Here is a 16496-nt window from a genome sequence, read left to right on the forward strand (position 1 = left end):
GTACTTTTGTACCAGTAACTATCCAACTCTGATATATTGCGTACGCTCTCCAAATCTACTTTCCACCATTCCGGTCCCCATCACTGTCGACCAACATTTTAAGAGTTTGACAGATCCCGATTTCTCCTCACAGCTTCACTCACCCATTGAACAAAAAGTTTGACGCCGACAGTTAAAACCTCTTCGTTCACATCAAACAGCGGGTGATGCAACGGAAATACGGCTTCCTCGGTCTGATCTCCCATCCCAAGAAAGGCAAACGCTCCGGGTATCTTCTCCACATATAAAGCAAAGTCTTCCCCAGCCAAACTGGGCTTATCCAGCAATACGACTTGTTCTGCCCTTAACGCTTTTTTCCCTGCATGTAATGTCAGTTCTACAGCAGCCTCATGATTAATTAAGGGGGTTCCGAGCCGATATTGAGAAGAGTAACTTCCTCCGTACGCTTTGGCCACCGCCTCCGCCCGATTCTCCAATATTCGATGGACTTTGTCTACCATCGCCGAGCTTAAAACCCGAAAAGTACCACTTAACTTACTCTCCCCTGCAATGGCATTTATCGCTGTACCGGCATGCAAAGTGCCGAAACATAAAACGGATGTATCGAATGGATCCAGTTCTGTCGCAATCGCGTATTTAACATCCGTTACATACTGGGTGGCCATAGAGAGAGCATCCACCGCGAGATGAGGGGTGCTGTGGTGGCCGTTTACACCCTGAAAAGCGATATGAAAATGGGATGAAGCTGCCATAGCATGGCTCCGATGAATGCCTACCGTTCCTGCAGGGAGATCCGGCCATACATGAAGTGCGAAACAAATATCGGCATCTTCTAATATTCCGGCCTCAATCATATCCCTGCCACCGCTAATCATCCGTCCGTCAATCGGACTCGGAACTGCGCTTTCCTCAGCCGGTTGAAACACAAATTTAATGATTCCCGCTATTTGATCGGGGTATTGAACGATCGCCTTGGCAGCTCCAATAAGCATCGCCATATGCGCATCATGGCCACAGGCGTGCATGAATCCTTCGTGTTCCGAGCGAAAAGAATGATGATGGCCTTCCCTAATCGGAAGAGCGTCCATATCGGCCCGGAGAACGATCGTCGGACCGGGCTTGCCGCTGTTAAGGACACCAATCACGCCCATGCCAAAATGCTTGCCAACATGCGTATGAACTTCCAGCCCCAGTCCTCTCAAATAATCGGCTACTTTGGCGGAAGTGCGGGAAACCTCAAATAAAACCTCTGGAAAGCGGTGAAATTCCCTTCGGATGGCAATGATTTCCTCTTTTAATGAATCGACGTATTGAAGGATGTTGTCCGTCATCGTATTCCCCCTTTCTCTATGAAAAAGCCCTGCTTTACGCAAGGCCGAGTACTTAGTTTAGAGTCGTTAAGATTTTGCTATCATAGGTTATCCAATCTGACAAGCGATTCTCTCTAACTTGGCTTATCCACTGCGGATTAGACAAAAGTGACCTGCCGATCGCTACCAGATCTGCCTCTCCTTGCTCCAATATTTCTGCAAGGCGCTGGATTTGTTCCGGCTGCTGCCAAAAGTCTTGCTCCAAAGCAACAGATCCAACAGTTTGGCCCAACCGGCTAGGTTCAATCGGGAATGCTCAAACTCCGGCTGCCAGAACTGGCGAGTGGAGGCGTGAAACACATCGACTCCTGCATCTACCAGCGGAGCAAGCAACTGTTCCAACTGCTCCGGAGTTTCGGCCAGCTTAGCTTCGTAGTGGTTCCCCTTCCATTGCGAGAAACGGAACAGAATAGGAAAGTCAGAACCGACAGCGTTGCGGCAAGCCTGAATATCCTCAGTTGCGAAGCGGGTACGTCTTCTTAAATCTCCTCCATACTTGTCTGTTCTCCGATTGGTTTGTTCCCAGAGAAACTGGTCGATCAAATAGCCGTGCGCACCATGAATTTCAATTCCATCAAAGCCAATTTGCTTTGCAGCGGCGGCAGCTTTTGCATAAGTGGACACCAAATCAGCTATTTCGCTCTCTGTAAGTGGTTCGTTAACCTTGTTGCCTTCGGCATTCAGACCCGAAGGACCAATCGGCAGCGCTTCTGGATTAGGTAAGCTACCAACTGTTCTTGCGGTCCCCAAATGCCATAACTGTGGAATGATTTTCCCCCCTCCTTCTCGGACAGCGGCAACGACCTTCGCCCACCCTGCAAGCGCTTCTTCACCGTGAATATGCGGCCAGTTCGGATTGGCCGCAGCAGCTGGATGATCGATAAGCGTTCCCTCCGTTATGATCAGCCCGACACCGCTTTCCGCATGTCGGCGATAATAAGCCGCAACATTTTCATCAGGAACCCCGTTTTGGGAAAAGCCTCTTGTCATCGGGGCCATGACAATGCGATTTTTTAAGGAAAGCTTGGGAATATCAAAGGACTTAAACAAGCCGTCTCGTACAGTTTCCAACAATTGATTTGCCATTTTTCATGATATCCTTTCAACGGTAAATGGTCTTGGCATTCATCATGAGCATGTAAGTCTAAATACTATAGCTATAATCGTTAATAAAACGGCGAAAAAACTGACGAGTGAGTGCTTCCTTTGGATGACTAAAAATCGTCTCAGGCGATCCTTCCTCAATGATTTCCCCATCCGTCATAAAAATCACGCGGTTCGCAACTTCCCGTGCAAAATTGAGCTCATGTGTAACAATCATCATTGTAATGCCTTCCTTGGCTATATTTCGAATAACAGTGAGCACCTCCCCAACTCGCTCGGGATCAAGTGCTGAGGTAGGCTCATCGAAAAGAATAATTTCTGGTTCCAAAACGAGTGCCCGAGCAATCCCTACACGCTGCTGCTGCCCCCCGGAAAGCTGACTTGGATATGAGTCCAGTTTATCTGCCAACCCTACTTTCTCCAATACAGCTTTAGCTTTTTCCTTCGCTGCGCTTTTGCTTTGTTTCTGCGCAACGATTAAACCTTCCATCACATTTTCCAATGCCGTCTTATGCCTAAACAGATTATAGTTCTGAAAAACCATGGCCGTTTTCCGGCGTAACTGAAGCACATCCCGCTTGTTTGGTTTGTCACAAGGAACCATCGTACTCCCGATTGTAACGACGCCCTCATCCGCCTTGTCCAAAAAATTAATGCAGCGAAGCAATGTGGATTTCCCTGAACCGCTCGGACCAAGAACCGCCATCACCTCTCCTGTCTGAACCAGTAGATCAATTCCCTTCAACACCTCAAGTTTGTTATATGATTTTTTTAAGTTTGCCAATTTGATCATACCACACCCCCTCCGCTGTAAGTCTTCCAATGCTTCTCCAGGACAGCTGCAAGTCGTTCTATGAGCAATGCGATTCCCCAGTAGATCAGCGCTGCGGCAGATAGCGGTTCAAGAAAGCTCCATCTTTGGCTCCCCACCATCATCGCGACCCCGTTGACCTCAAACAGAGAGACCAAATAAGCTAGAGAAGAACCGTGAAGGATCCCTATAACCAAGCTGCATATTCCTGGGAGGCTCGCGCCAAGTGCCTGCGGAAAAATCACACGATAAACTGCCTGAAAAGTCGTCATGCCAACCGAATAAGCTGCTTCCAGTTGCCCATCCGGCACCGCCAAAAAGCCGGACCGGATAATTTCAGACATATAGGCTCCGGCCGTAAGTGATAAAGCCGCCACAACCAACACGTACAATGAAACATCCTTGGAATAAATGCCCCAGTGATAATGGTTTGCCATTGCGTCCCAAATCGTAGGAAGACCTAGATATACGATGTACAAATGCAACACAACAGGCGTTCCCCTGGTAAAAGAAACATAGAACTCAGCCAGCGGATAAAGAACTACTGTCTTCTTCAGACGAATCATGGCAACAGTCAACCCGATGATAAAACCGATCCCCACTGCCGTACAGGTAATATATAAGGTTAGTGGCAAGGCACCGATAATTTTATTTAATGCTTCCCAAAAAAATGATAAATCGAAAGTGATGGAGATCGCCTCCTGAATCTTCTGGCATAGCGGCTATTTATGGCTGTTTCTCATTTCTTCGCCGCGTACAGCTCTTGCAAGTACTTGCCCATCGTCTTGTCGATAGCCTTCATCCCTCCGACGCCAGCAATAGCATCCGCTTCTGAATTAAGCGGACTCTCAAACGATGTAATCACCTGAAATTTGGCTTTTGCTGCCTGACTCGGTGCCGGACAAAATCTATCGCCGATTTGGCAGGCATCAGCCGGACATAGCTCAAAACCTTCAGATGTATCAAGACGAACGGCATACTAGAATTTCCCGTCCTACCCCTTGTGGTGGAGCCTGACTGATGTCAAGTATTCCATGATCGAGATGCCATAACTCATAAGGAATATTTTCTTCTTCCAATGCTAGCTTTAAGGGTTCAACCCAGCTGTCATTTTCATGTATGACAAATGCCTTTGTCATCTTTTTAGTCACTCCGCTTCGTGTAGACATTCGCTATTTTTCATGACTTTCCATCAATTGAAAATGCTTCAAGCACTTGTCATGACGCGTGAATATCGTTGCATTCTGCGCTCAATGCGCGTGAAGACATATTGAAGAATTAAACAAATAAAATAATAAATAATGGCCAAGCTGATATACACTTCAAGCAAACGATAAGATACGAGTCCGATCGCTTCCCCCCGCCCCATCATATCCATCACGCCTACAGAAAAAGCAAGTGAGGTGTCTTTCAGACTCGACACGACGACATTCGATAGATGTGGCATAGCTACACGAAAGGCTTGCGGAAATACGATGCGATAGAAGGTACTCCAGCCTGTCATACCAACAGATGCTGCCGCTTCAGACTGTCCGCGATCAACGCTATTGACCGAAAGCCGATAGATTTCAGCTAGCGAAGCTCCACTGTTTAGTCCGAATGTTAGAATTACAAAGATCGCAGGAGGGACCCTATCTAAATTAAGCCCGAAAGGTTTCATCAATTCGGGTAGGCCATAAAAAATCAGGATGAGTTGAATAATAATTGGCGTTCCTCGAAAAAAGGAAATGATAGCTGCACTCCAACCATTCGCAATCGGCCATTTATAAAGACGGGGGGCAGCCAAAATCGCCCCCACAATACTTCCAACAAACAGTGAACTTACGAGAATCACCAATGAAACTGGCAAGTACTGCAACAAAATCAATAAGTACTTCCAAACCGATTGCCAATCAAACGCATTTCCCATTCATTCGACTCACCTTTTACATTATTGAAAATCCCTTTGCAACCATTCCTTCGACAATTTGTTCAGTGCTCCATCTTTCTTCATTGCCTTCAACGCCTCATCTACCGCATTGCTTACCTCTGACCCGTCCTCTTGGCGAAAGGCGAAATATACCCCAGATTCCGTGTGAAGATTCTCTCCCACCAGCTTCAATTGTGCATTTACATCACCATTCAAGCTTCCAGCCAGACCCGAATCGATTACCGTTGCATCAGCTCTTCCAGTTTTAAGTTGATTTACCGCATTCGTATAATCACCATATATCACTTTGATCGTACCTTTATATTCCTTATTGTATTTCTCGACAAGTGCGGCTGAACTAGAGGAAGCCGGGACAATAACCGTTTTTCCTTTCAAATCTTCAATGGAGTGAATACTGGTATTGGATTCATTGACAGCAACTAATAACTTTGACGAATCATAGTATTCTTTATTAAAAAGATATTTTGCTCTTCTTTCATCGTTTTGCTCTAGATGCATCGCTATAAAGTCAATTTTTCTGGCATCTAAACTTAAAAATAAATTTGGAAAGTCCATCGTTTCAAATTTAAATTCATATTGTGGTAATCGATTATCGATTTCACGTACAACCTCAACATCATACCCAGTCAGCTTACCTGAGTCGTTAAGAAAGGATACGTTTTTTACGACTGCTGCGGTACCCACTTTGATCACCTTCGGATTGTCTTTGTTCGTCGAAGATAAACCGTTGCCTATGGTAGACTCCTTATCTTTCGTTGCCCCGCATCCTGCAAGAGAGATGGCAAAAATAAGTGTAATTAATGAAATCAAAATATTTCTAAAATTAAAAGCTTTCATCTAAAATTACCCCCAGCGATTATTATGTTACATACCAGTTTAAACTTCGGTCTGATATCGATTTTGTGGAATAGGTAACCCCAGATTTCCACGGAATGTATCCGATTCATATTCCGTTCGAAATAAACCTCTCTGCTGCAAGATTGGTACAACAAGGTCTACGAATTCCTCAAAGGCGCCTTCTTCACTAGGGCTCACAATAAAACCGTCAGCGGCTCCGGTTTCAAACCATTTTTGAATTTCATCGGCAACCTTTTCCGGAGTTCCAATAAACGGATGGCGTGGGTGTGTCACATGCAGTGCGACTTCACGAAGAGTCCAGCCATTTTCTTTAGCTTCCCTCTGAAGGCGTTCTTTCCCCCCCTGAAATGCATTATTCCCTGCATCACCAATATCAGGGAACGGCTCATCTAACGGGAACGACGAGAAATCGAAATGATCAAGGAAACGCCCTAAATAGTTCAATGTATTTTCCGGACTGAGCAGCTCTCCGATCGCTCGGAATTTAGCATCCGCCTCTTCTTGTGTTTTGCCCAGAACGGGTGAAATGCTAGGCAGAATGGAAAGCGATTCGGGACTTCTTCCGAATTCAGATGCCCTTTTCTTCAAATCCTGATAATAATCTCTTGCATTCTCAATGGATACCAGGTTTGTGAAGACGCAATCAGCATGGGTCGAGGCGAATTTGCGACCGATAGAAGATGTTCCAGCTTGGAAGATCACTGGTTGGCCCTGACGGGATCTTGAAATATTTAAAGGTCCGTTCACCGAAAAATATTTACCTTTGTGATTTAACGTATGCAACTTGGCCGGATCAAAGAAGACTCCCTTTTCCTTGTCTCCAACAAATGCATCGTCCTCCCAAGAATCCCAAAGTCCCTTCAAAACCTCAAGATACTCTTCAGCAATATGGTAGCGATCATCATGCTCCGGATGTGCCTTGCCATAGTTCAAAGCAGAACCTTCCAGAGGCGAGGTCACAACATTCCAACCGGCACGGCCTTTGCTGATATGGTCGAGAGAAGCCAATTGTCTCGCAATGTTAAATGGTTCGCTATAAGAGGTGGAAATTGTGGCGACCAGACCTACATGTTTGGTCACCGCTGCTAATGCGGACAAAATCGTAAGCGGCTCAAAACGATTAAGAAAATGGGGTAACGATTTTTCATTAATAAACAAGCCATCTGCGACAAAAAGCAGATCAAACTTCCCCAACTCCGCCTTCTGTGCTTGACGAATGTAATGATCGATGTCTACGCTTGCTTTAATATTGGCTTGGGGTCTACGCCAAGCTACTTGGCTTGTTCCAACTCCGGCTAACCCTAATCCCAGTCTTAATTGTTTATTAGTTGTCATTTAGTTTTTCTCCTTCATTACTGTGTTCAATACCGGCAGACAGCCACTCATAGGCTTGAATCCTTTGTTCAAACTCATGTGCCGTTGGTAAAATCATTACTTCTTCAATGTTATGAAGTTGACTAATAGCTTGAATTTTACTTAAAACTGTCTCTTTAGTTCCATAAATGATGCTCGTCGGCGCGGCTTCAATCGTAAAGGGTTCATTTGCCTGTTCTCCTAGCCGTTGGGCAAGCTCCAACGAATATATGGCAAGCGATTTTCCGCTATCCAGGTGAACCTTATAGGTTACCTTTTCCCCAGCCAGACGTTTAGCTTCTTCTTCGGTCTCGGCGAAAAGAACCGATATCGCTAAAATCAATCCGGGTATTCTATCCTTAGCAAAATTGAACTTGGTCCTATATACTGACAAGGAATCCTTAAGTAATTGCTCATCTCCGTTAATGAAATGTGCATATACGTAAGGAAGCCCTTGTTCAGATGCCAGCTTCGCACTGGATTCGCCAGTTCCGAGCACATATAACTCAGGCGGGACGGATGGGACAGGTTGTGCACGTAGTCCTTCATTCTCCTGTGATAGTAAATATCGATCCAGATAATCAAGTTTCTCTGTAAAGGATACAGGCTCAGAATTGGTAGTTGCCAGCAAGGCACGCGTGGTAGTCGGCAACCCCCCTGGCCCCCTTCCGACACCAAGATCTACCCTGCCGGGAGCTAGAACAGACAACAGATTAAAATTTTCTGCGACCTTGAATGGACTATAGTGCTGGAGCATCACTCCACCTGAGCCTACACGTATTCGTTTTGTTTTTGAAATCAAATGGGAGATCAGCACCTCGGGAGAGGAACTGACTAAAACGTCTGATCCGTGATGCTCTGCGACCCAAAAACGATGAAATCCCAATTCGTCGGCTTTTTGCGCCAGTTTCACTGTATTCAGGATTCCAAGTACCGAGTCCTCTCCTTCATTGACAGGACTTCGATCCAACACACTTAATTTAATAGGCATCCCATTCACCTCATGTCTACATTTTCATAATTTTTTTTCGAGAATGACGGAATCCCCGTGTTCCCCTAATTCAAGCACTACTTCATAACCTCGTCTTTTGTACATGTCAACGAGCCAAGGATGGCGAGTCGAAGTGGACAAAGTAACCGAAGGTACTTGCCATTCTTCACGAACGATCGCCTCTACACCATCCAACAACCTTCCTCCTATTCCTTGTCCTCCATAAGTTGGATCCGTGGCAAACCACCAAATAAAAGGGTAGTCAAACGGATAATCTATTACTTTTCTAACCGAATCAGGTTGAGCAACCGATACCGTTGAAATGATAACACCATTAGAGAGCATCACATAACAATGACTGTTGATGATGTTGTTTTCAACCATCTTTAAGTCTGCTGAAGCAGCAGGAAAATTAAGCCCAAGTTCACGAATGAATGCATACGCTTGATGCGTTAATTCCAACACCCTAGGTGCATTAGAAAATGTAGCTAAACGGATCCCCTCTTGCATATACAACCGCCTTCATAATTTTATTAATCACATAGGTATAATCGGATTTAAGATGCGATGAGTGTAACTGATAAAGTTTCATCCAAGGCAAAAAAAAGAAACCTCCTCTTTTACAGTAGATAGTTTCCGTTGATACGGTCAACATAAGTGTATGATTTATTGGAATAAACTACTTCAGCTTTCTATCGCTAAAACTACTATAGTTACATCCAGCTAATTTGTCAATTCTTTTATTTACCTAATTAAATTCATTTTACTATTGAGAGGTCATTACATACCAAAAGCCCCATTTCCATTTTAGGATACAGGGCTGAATCTTACTTGTCGATGTCAGGTAAATTGTCATTCATCCGAAGTTCTGACTGCTGAACAGTATCCAATAATAAATCGGCAATTGTTGATTGGGACAAGTTCGTTTTCATTGCCTGCTCTGCCTCTTCATAAAATGACTCCAACGATGTCTGAATGTTTCCGCCGATCGGGCAAACAGGGTTTGGTGTACTGTGATGATACTCAAAAAGTTTTTTCTGTTCGACCGCTTCGTAAACATCCAAAAAAGTAATTTCTGCCGGTTCTTTTGCCAAGCACCATCCTGATCCTGTTCCATACCTTACTTGAACTAGTCCTGCACTGGATAAACTTGATAAAATTCTACGAATAAATACAGGATTCGTATTCACACTTTTTGCAATAAAATCCGAAGTCAGATATTTATGCATACGTTCAGAGGTATAAGATAATAGAGTCAAAATATGGAGTGCAACTGTATATCGACTTGCTATTGCCATTTAAATACTATCTCCTTAATTGAATTCTTCTTTAAACAAATATAACACACCGTGCAAAGAAAAAAACATCTTACATGAATTAAGCTTTTTCTATATCTTGGGGGCCAAGTGCAAATCAAGACAAATGAAAGATTTAAGGAAATAATCGTGGGAGCAACAAAGCGAAAGCCCAGCGGAATATTGACGGGTTTTCGCTTTGTTCGAGTAGAATTTATAAAATGAGAACTCTGCAGCCAAATGTGTTCTCATTGAAATAGACAAGGATTTATGCTCGGAGCTGGCTGATTAGTTAGTATAAATATTAACGGCAATATATGTGCCGATTGGGAATAGGTACCTTTTGCTTCTTTACTAGCTTTCAAACTACATTCCACATTTAGTGTTTAAAGTGTTTAAAATAATCCAGGATTCACTAATAACATCACATTATAAGCATTTTGTTTTTTACTTCTTCTAAATTGGATGCAGCCCTCCCCTCAGGGACAGGCTTATTATCCCGATTCAGCCAAATTGCTTTTATTCCAACGGATTCTGCATTTAACATCTCCAATTATAGAATCTCCAATATGGAATATGTAGCGTCAAGAATATGGTGCTACAAGATGTCAAGACAGTTTTTTCAGATTTTCAAGGTGTGAAAATATGCACAAAGTTATTTGATCTGCCCCAGACAAGCGTGGCAATCACTCATCTGAGGGTCAGCGCTGGCTTGTTCACTCATGCCATGGGGGCATGATGCAACAATATTCGGTTGATTTTATCTAATGCAACATATTTGGATTGATTAATGCAACTAATTTCGGTTGAACGGACAGATATATAGCGCACCAAACGCACGTTCGTATATCTATGGTCCTTTTTTCATAATTAAATGCACTTAATCTCGGCAGCAAGTTGAAGCTTTGAAAAACGAAACTAATCTTCTGATTACGAATCTCAGAAAGCTGAGAATCCTTAAGCACGTTTATTGCTTGACCATCCAGGTCATAGATACCTTTATCTGCAACATCTAAACAACCGATGATGTTCATCAGCGTCGATTTGCCAGAACCCGACGGTCCCATAATCGCCACGAACTCGCCATGATCAATATCTAACGAAACATCATCTAACGCTTTAATGGTTTCCTCGCCCATCGTGTAATATTTACTGGCATTTTCGATATGAATTAAAGTCATAACCTTCACCTCCATTACTTGCACAATGTCCAAATAAATGAAGTATCTGATTCACAACCCTTACCGTTTCGCCTTATAAAACTCATGATAAAGCTTCATCAGCGCCCGTTTCTCAATCCTCGACACATAGGAGCGACTAATGCCCAGCTCCTTCGCAATCTCCCGCTGCGTCCGCTCTTCCCCGCCAAGCTCCAACCCAAACCGTCCGACGACAACTTCCTTCTCGCGATCATCCAATATCTCCAGATTGCGATAGATTTTGCTCTTCTCTATCTTGAGCTGCACCTTATCCACGACGTCATCGGCTTCCGTGCCGAGAATGTCGATCAATGTAATCTCATTCCCCTCTTTGTCCGTTCCGATGGGATCATGCAAGGACACATCTTTACGCGTTTTCTTCAGCGAACGAAGATGCATCAATATCTCGTTCTCGATACAGCGAGCGGCGAAAGTCGCGAGCTTTGTGCCCTTATTAGGCGAGAACGACTCGATCGCTTTGATCAATCCGATCGTCCCGATCGAGATCAAATCCTCGAGGTCTTCTCCTGTATTGTCGAATTTTTTGACATTGTGAACAAGAACCGATGTAAAAGTTCAATGTCATTCCGGGCTACCTATGATTAGCATCTCCCCTAAATAAGCGACCCAGGATAAATAATCCAAAAAACAAAGCAGCGAAGTAATCGCCTCTTCGACGTCGTCGAGTTGACCGACGCGACCAAGAGCCATAATTCCTGCGACGTGCTTGTTTATCTCAGATTATCGCGAAGTGCTCCATCGCTGAAATCAGTAGCGATGGCTCCTCGGGCAATGGCGTTGACAGGATCATAAACGTCAAAGGATGGCCAAATGGCTCTCCTGTACGACGGCTAACCACTGCCGTGCGATCAGTTCGTGGCCTGCCGCCGTCGGGTGCACCCCATCCCAGATCCAGTATGACGCATCGGCTCTCTTGCAGGCATCGTCAAACACAGCTTGTAGCGGTACGAAGACCGCGCCAAATTCGTCAGCGAGCTTTCGGACGGCTTCCTGGTACCGAGGCATTCGTTCCTGCCAAGCTTCCCATTTTGTCGCAATGGGGGCGACCTGGAGAATGAACGGCTCGCATAAGACCAAGCCCACAGCCGGGAGAACTTCTCTCGTTTCCTCCAACAGAAGACGGTAAGCACGCTCGAATCGATCGGTCGCACCTCCGGGCTCGCCGTTTACGATCCGCCAAGCATCATTGACTCCGATCAAAATACTGATCAAATCGGGCTTTAGACTGAATGTATCCTCATTCCATCGTGCATACAAATCCGATACCCGGTTCCCGCTAATCCCCCGATTGAGAAACAGCGGCCGGTTTTCTGCCAGTTCATAACCGAGCTTGCCTGCAATGATATAAGCGTAACCATGCCCCAATATATGATTAAGATCATCATTGCGTCCTCTGGCTCCATCCGTTATCGAATCACCTTGAAACAATATTCTTCTGAACTTCATCTTGTAACCTCCATTAACTTGGACTATTCGTCATGAAATCGGAATGTGGATAACTTTATTATGGAATCGACCCTTATTTTGATCTGCATGGGCAAGTGATTGTTTAATGCTTAACGCACTTTCAATCGGTCATACACGTTATGATTAATCGTTACCTCGGCTTGTCGTGCCCACTCGCTTACCGTATCCTCGTACTTGCTGTCCAGATACTGCTCCCTCACATCATTCTTGACGGATTCGAAATCCTTGAATCCACGATCTTCTCTCTCCAAGAGCTTGATTATATAATAAGCGCCGCCAAATTCGAAAATATCGCTCGTCTGTCCGCTGTCAAGCTTATCGGCTGTCTGTCTAATTGTTCCGTAAACTTGGTAATCCGCTCGTTTAAATGTCCCGTCAAATGTTTGCTCATCGGCATCGATACGGAAGGACGCTTCATTTTTCAATAGCGCGATCTCTTCGTTTAAGGTTTTGCCGCTTTTCAATTCACGCACGACTTGTTCCAGCCTTGACAATGCGGCTGTCTTTTTTCCTTCATCGATATTTCCTTTGCCGTCTGAGAAAAATAATCCCAGCTTTTGAAGCCGCACCGGTGCCGGATTCCTGAAAACGGTATTCTTGATTTGATCGTAGTAGTTTTGCAAGTCGCTATCTGTAATCTGCCAACTCTTTTCAGCCAAAGCTTTTTTCAGTTGTATCGCCATATTGCTTAGTACATATCCATAATACATTTGTTCTGTATACTGAGTCGGCCCGTAAATGATTTGTCCTTTGGCTAAAGCTGCGTTGCGCCGTTCATTTTCCTGTTTTAGCCTGGATAGAAACGCATCGTAAGAAGTATCATCGAGAATACCGTACTTCTTGGCCTCAATTTGCTGAACCTTCGCTTTGACAAGCTGATCCATGGCTTGCTGCTTCGCTTTATTCATAGGAACCTCGCCTCCGAATGAATCACTCCAAAAGGAGGGGGAATCCCCCGCGCCATATTTCTGTTTAAAATAGTCATACACCGAAGCCCTTTGCTGATCAAGAAAGAAGGCAAACTCCTTCTGCGATATGGGTTCTTGGTCAATAAATGCAACAGGCTGTTCATGCCCTGGCTTAAGCGCGACTTTCGTTATCCCTGCCCCGGTAAACGCAACAACCAATAGGAGCAAAACGCCCCACAGCAGCCTCTTTTTCATTATGTCTCCCCCATGTGCACAAAGTCTTATGGGGAATGACCCCAATTTCCGGACATTCCCCATAAGATCATTTCAGCCGGTTAGTTCTCGGTAATCACCACATCATCTGCATAAGCGGTGCCTGTTCCACTGCTTCTATAGAAGTAAATATTCGCGTTGGTGTTAGTTGCGCCAGTCGTGAACGTAACCGAACCCTGCGAATAGCTCGTGGTAGTAAAACTATAGAACGTTTCCGTGCCGCCATAGTTCTTGACGCCAATCGCTATAGTTTCGCCGGGGGTGATGACTTTCCCCCATCCGGTCATTGTGTACGTGGTGTTCGGTTTCACTAACACGTTCTGATTGACCCCTACATTGGACCCGACTAGTTTGACTGCATATAAGCCACTGTTAGCGTTGCCGTCGTTAACCACGCTTACGTTTGTGCCCGTCTTAGACCATGCGCATACATAGGCGCATGAGCCAAAATTGCCGGCCTCGAATCCAGGATTCATTACACCTGCAAGGGGGGGATTTCCGGCTATGACGGTGATATCGTCGCCGTAAGTGTCCCCGGTCCCATTGGTTTTCGTTAAGTAGAACGTAGCTGTCGTGTTGGTCGTACCCGTTGTAAATTTCACTGTGCCCATAGTATATCCCGTGCTGGTTATCGTGCTGGAAGTATCCGCGCCACCATAGCTGTTGACGCCAATAGCAACGCTATCTCCACCTGTGGTCACCTTTGCCCAACCCCTGAGTGTGTAGAGCGTATTAGGTTTCAGCCCTGTAATGGTTTGAGTGATGCTTGCCGTAGAACCGCTAAGTTTGGCGGCATAAGTGCCGCTGTGAGTATTTGTGTTCACGACAGTAGCCGAGGTGCCAGTCCATGATCCGAGAGAACCGCCCTCGAAACCTGCGTTAATGGCGTAGTTGTTCGTCGCTCCGCCTGGAATCAGAACGAAATCGTCTCCATAGGTGGTGCTGGTTCCGGAAACTTTCCAGATATAAATGTTCGCGCTCGTATTGGAAGAACCCGTTGTGAAAGTTACGGATACTTTCGTATAGCCTGTGCCGCTGATGGGTTGATAGGTTTCGGTGCCGCCAAAATTTTTGACGCCGATCGCTACGATATCCCCTGCGGTCGACACCTTCGCCCATCCGGAGAATGTATACGTCGTATTCGGTTTCAAGCCGCTCACCGTCTGGTTCACGCCGGTAGACGAGCCTGTCAACTTAACCGCATAAGAACCTGTATGCGCGTTGCCGTCATTAACCACTGTTCCGCCGGTGCTCCATGCCCCTAAGCTTCCCGATTCAAAGCCCGGGTTGGATGCCAGATTCGCATTGGCGATACCCGCACCGTTATAGGCTCCGATGTTCGGCGCCGCCGTAGCGGATACCGTATTGCCCCAGTAATCCAGTCCGCCATTGCTTGCAATCACAGCCCCTGTACCAATCGCCGGCGAACCTGTCAGCAATTGATAACCATCCACCGTATTTCTTCCGTCCCCTCCGCTTCCGGGGTTCACAAACATAGGATCGCCTGTCACTGCATGCGCATCCGTCGGCGCAGTAAAGCCGTAATACAAGTTCGAATCGTATACAAGGCCTGTTTTTTGTTCTAAGACCGATCCGGCCGCTCCAACGAAAATATTGTTGGAGACTGCAGCGTTATTGGTGAAATGAATGTTATTGAAGTCTAGGCCTTGGGTATTGTTGTTGGCAAATACCTGGTTCGGGCTGTAAAAGACGTTGTTGTATATCAACTGCCTATTACCATTTCCGCCTGCATTGATGAAGCGGCTGCTGCCCTGATTGATATTATAGCGAAGCACTTCGATAGTACTATTTGGTTGGTTGTCACATCTTGCGCAGTTGAGGAAAAATCCACCCGCATTGTCATGACTGTAGTTATACTGATAGGTGCATGTCCCGGACATCGCCCAATCGCAATCCCAAGCTTCGGAATCCTGCGTCTTCAGAATGCGGGCAGTTTCGTTGTATTGATAAGTAGGACTTTTGGCAGCGGCTGACCACATTTGAGCGATGGATCCGGAACTGGCTGCTTGGAAACCGGTGTCGTATGCCGAGTTATACTGAATCAATGGCGAATCCGCGGCGCCGACAAAGATGGCATCCGCTTGGGCACTTTGGATATTGTTGTTTTGCACGATCAAACTTTTTATATAGTTGTTCGTCAAGCCTCCATTACCCGCTGTTGACGATATTCCCATGCAGGTTACATCGTGCACGTTATTGGAATCGACGAGTACATTTTCAAAATGTCCTGTACCGGACTGGCTTATACCCGGAACCCGGACCAGAATGCCGGCAGACGAATACCTGCCTGTTGCGGCTCCATTCGATATTCCTTTCACATTATGCACGTTATTATTTTTTATCGTAATGCCATAATACGTGTTATTATCGGTAACCTCCGCCAAAATCCCGCTTCTCTGCGCTTCCAGCGAAGCATCGTTGGTGACTTCCAGATTTTGCACGGTCCAGTAGCTGACATTTAGCAGATAGACAGCTGCTTCTGTGCTCCCGCCGCCGTTGATGATTGGAGGGACTCCTGTTCCATAGGAGTCGATTATAATTGGAGAAGTGCTCGTACCGGAACCTGTCGGCGTCAGATTTCCTGAGCATGCGGTGCCTTTTTTCAAATAAATGGCGTCTCCAGGACCAAACCCTCCCGATTTATTGTTTGCGCTAACCAATGCATTCCATGGGCTAGCCATGGTGCCAGATCCGTTCACGGCTGCTGAACAATCGATGTAGTACCCTGTTCCGGCGGCATAAGCCGTCTGAGCGCCGCTTGGGATAAAGCCGACCGTCGGCGCAAACAATTGAAATGCGAGCAGCGCCAATGCGAAACAAACCGCGAGCCTTAACTTTAGCTTCAACATCCTTCATCTTCCTCCTTGTTGTCATTACGTTAATACCAAGTGCAAC

13 protein-coding genes and 3 pseudogenes are annotated in these 16496 nt (G+C 45.6%); all 16 read right to left on the reverse strand.

What is annotated here, in order from left to right:
- Window positions 1–98: 98 nt before the first annotated feature.
- Window positions 99–1331, reverse strand: a complete 1233-nt coding sequence (locus tag ASD40_RS25930; RefSeq protein WP_057306009.1) for a M20 metallopeptidase family protein — start codon at window positions 1329–1331, stop codon at window positions 99–101.
- A 52-nt stretch (window positions 1332–1383) separates the two neighbouring features.
- A pseudogene (locus ASD40_RS25935) lies at window positions 1384–2456 on the reverse strand (NADH:flavin oxidoreductase).
- A 58-nt stretch (window positions 2457–2514) separates the two neighbouring features.
- Complete coding sequence (locus tag ASD40_RS25940; RefSeq protein WP_057306010.1) at window positions 2515–3267, reverse strand: amino acid ABC transporter ATP-binding protein; 753 nt, start codon at window positions 3265–3267, stop codon at window positions 2515–2517.
- Entirely contained in the window at window positions 3264–3992 is a 729-nt protein-coding gene (locus ASD40_RS25945) for an amino acid ABC transporter permease (RefSeq protein ID WP_327205308.1), read from the reverse strand. Before ASD40_RS25945 ends, ASD40_RS25940 begins: the two co-directional genes overlap by 4 nt.
- Window positions 3993–4024: 32 nt before the next feature.
- Window positions 4025–4150 (reverse strand): hypothetical protein, encoded by a 126-nt coding sequence (locus ASD40_RS39285; RefSeq protein WP_321166614.1) that lies wholly within the window; start codon window positions 4148–4150, stop codon window positions 4025–4027.
- 342 nt (window positions 4151–4492) lie between these two features.
- Window positions 4493–5194: an amino acid ABC transporter permease gene (locus ASD40_RS25950; protein ID WP_057306012.1), complete on the reverse strand. Its 702-nt coding sequence runs from the start codon at window positions 5192–5194 to the stop codon at window positions 4493–4495.
- A gap of 21 nt (window positions 5195–5215) precedes the next feature.
- Entirely contained in the window at window positions 5216–6052 is an 837-nt protein-coding gene (locus ASD40_RS25955; RefSeq protein WP_057306013.1) for a transporter substrate-binding domain-containing protein, read from the reverse strand.
- Between the two features lie 39 nt (window positions 6053–6091).
- On the reverse strand, window positions 6092–7408 hold the full coding sequence (locus ASD40_RS25960; protein ID WP_057306014.1) for an LLM class flavin-dependent oxidoreductase: 1317 nt from the start codon (window positions 7406–7408) through the stop codon (window positions 6092–6094).
- Entirely contained in the window at window positions 7398–8417 is a 1020-nt protein-coding gene (locus ASD40_RS25965; RefSeq protein WP_057306015.1) for an MsnO8 family LLM class oxidoreductase, read from the reverse strand. The genes ASD40_RS25960 and ASD40_RS25965 overlap by 11 nt, the downstream gene beginning before the upstream one ends.
- A gap of 24 nt (window positions 8418–8441) precedes the next feature.
- Entirely contained in the window at window positions 8442–8927 is a 486-nt protein-coding gene (locus ASD40_RS25970) for a GNAT family N-acetyltransferase (RefSeq protein WP_057306016.1), read from the reverse strand.
- Window positions 8928–9244: 317 nt separating this feature from the next.
- Window positions 9245–9715, reverse strand: a complete 471-nt coding sequence (locus tag ASD40_RS25975) for an Rrf2 family transcriptional regulator (RefSeq protein WP_057306017.1) — start codon at window positions 9713–9715, stop codon at window positions 9245–9247.
- Window positions 9716–10584: 869 nt separating this feature from the next.
- Window positions 10585–10893, reverse strand: a pseudogene (locus tag ASD40_RS25980) (ABC transporter ATP-binding protein); the annotation flags it as partial.
- A 60-nt stretch (window positions 10894–10953) separates the two neighbouring features.
- Window positions 10954–11475: pseudogene (gene sigK, locus ASD40_RS25985) on the reverse strand (RNA polymerase sporulation sigma factor SigK); the annotation flags it as partial.
- Window positions 11476–11727: 252 nt separating this feature from the next.
- Complete coding sequence (locus ASD40_RS25990; protein WP_057306019.1) at window positions 11728–12378, reverse strand: SGNH/GDSL hydrolase family protein; 651 nt, start codon at window positions 12376–12378, stop codon at window positions 11728–11730.
- Between the two features lie 110 nt (window positions 12379–12488).
- Complete coding sequence (locus tag ASD40_RS25995) at window positions 12489–13562, reverse strand: peptidyl-prolyl cis-trans isomerase (RefSeq protein ID WP_057306020.1); 1074 nt, start codon at window positions 13560–13562, stop codon at window positions 12489–12491.
- An 80-nt stretch (window positions 13563–13642) separates the two neighbouring features.
- Entirely contained in the window at window positions 13643–16450 is a 2808-nt protein-coding gene (locus tag ASD40_RS26000) for a carbohydrate binding domain-containing protein (RefSeq protein WP_057306021.1), read from the reverse strand.
- Window positions 16451–16496: the final 46 nt, after the last annotated feature.

The organism is Paenibacillus sp. Root444D2 (assembly GCF_001426375.1).
Taxonomy (GTDB): domain Bacteria; phylum Bacillota; class Bacilli; order Paenibacillales; family NBRC-103111; genus Paenibacillus_E.

Coding starts and splice junctions, on each gene's coding strand:
- ASD40_RS25955 (WP_057306013.1), bottom strand. CDS start 6,052: ATGAAAGCTTTTAATTTTAGAAATATTTTGATTTCATTAATTACACTT.
- ASD40_RS25970 (WP_057306016.1), bottom strand. CDS start 8,927: ATGCAAGAGGGGATCCGTTTAGCTACATTTTCTAATGCACCTAGGGTG.
- ASD40_RS25950 (WP_057306012.1), bottom strand. CDS start 5,194: ATGGGAAATGCGTTTGATTGGCAATCGGTTTGGAAGTACTTATTGATT.
- ASD40_RS25965 (WP_057306015.1), bottom strand. CDS start 8,417: ATGCCTATTAAATTAAGTGTGTTGGATCGAAGTCCTGTCAATGAAGGA.
- ASD40_RS25940 (WP_057306010.1), bottom strand. CDS start 3,267: ATGATCAAATTGGCAAACTTAAAAAAATCATATAACAAACTTGAGGTG.
- ASD40_RS25930 (WP_057306009.1), bottom strand. CDS start 1,331: ATGACGGACAACATCCTTCAATACGTCGATTCATTAAAAGAGGAAATC.
- ASD40_RS26000 (WP_057306021.1), bottom strand. CDS start 16,450: ATGTTGAAGCTAAAGTTAAGGCTCGCGGTTTGTTTCGCATTGGCGCTG.
- ASD40_RS25975 (WP_057306017.1), bottom strand. CDS start 9,715: ATGGCAATAGCAAGTCGATATACAGTTGCACTCCATATTTTGACTCTA.
- ASD40_RS25990 (WP_057306019.1), bottom strand. CDS start 12,378: ATGAAGTTCAGAAGAATATTGTTTCAAGGTGATTCGATAACGGATGGA.
- ASD40_RS25960 (WP_057306014.1), bottom strand. CDS start 7,408: ATGACAACTAATAAACAATTAAGACTGGGATTAGGGTTAGCCGGAGTT.
- ASD40_RS25995 (WP_057306020.1), bottom strand. CDS start 13,562: ATGAAAAAGAGGCTGCTGTGGGGCGTTTTGCTCCTATTGGTTGTTGCG.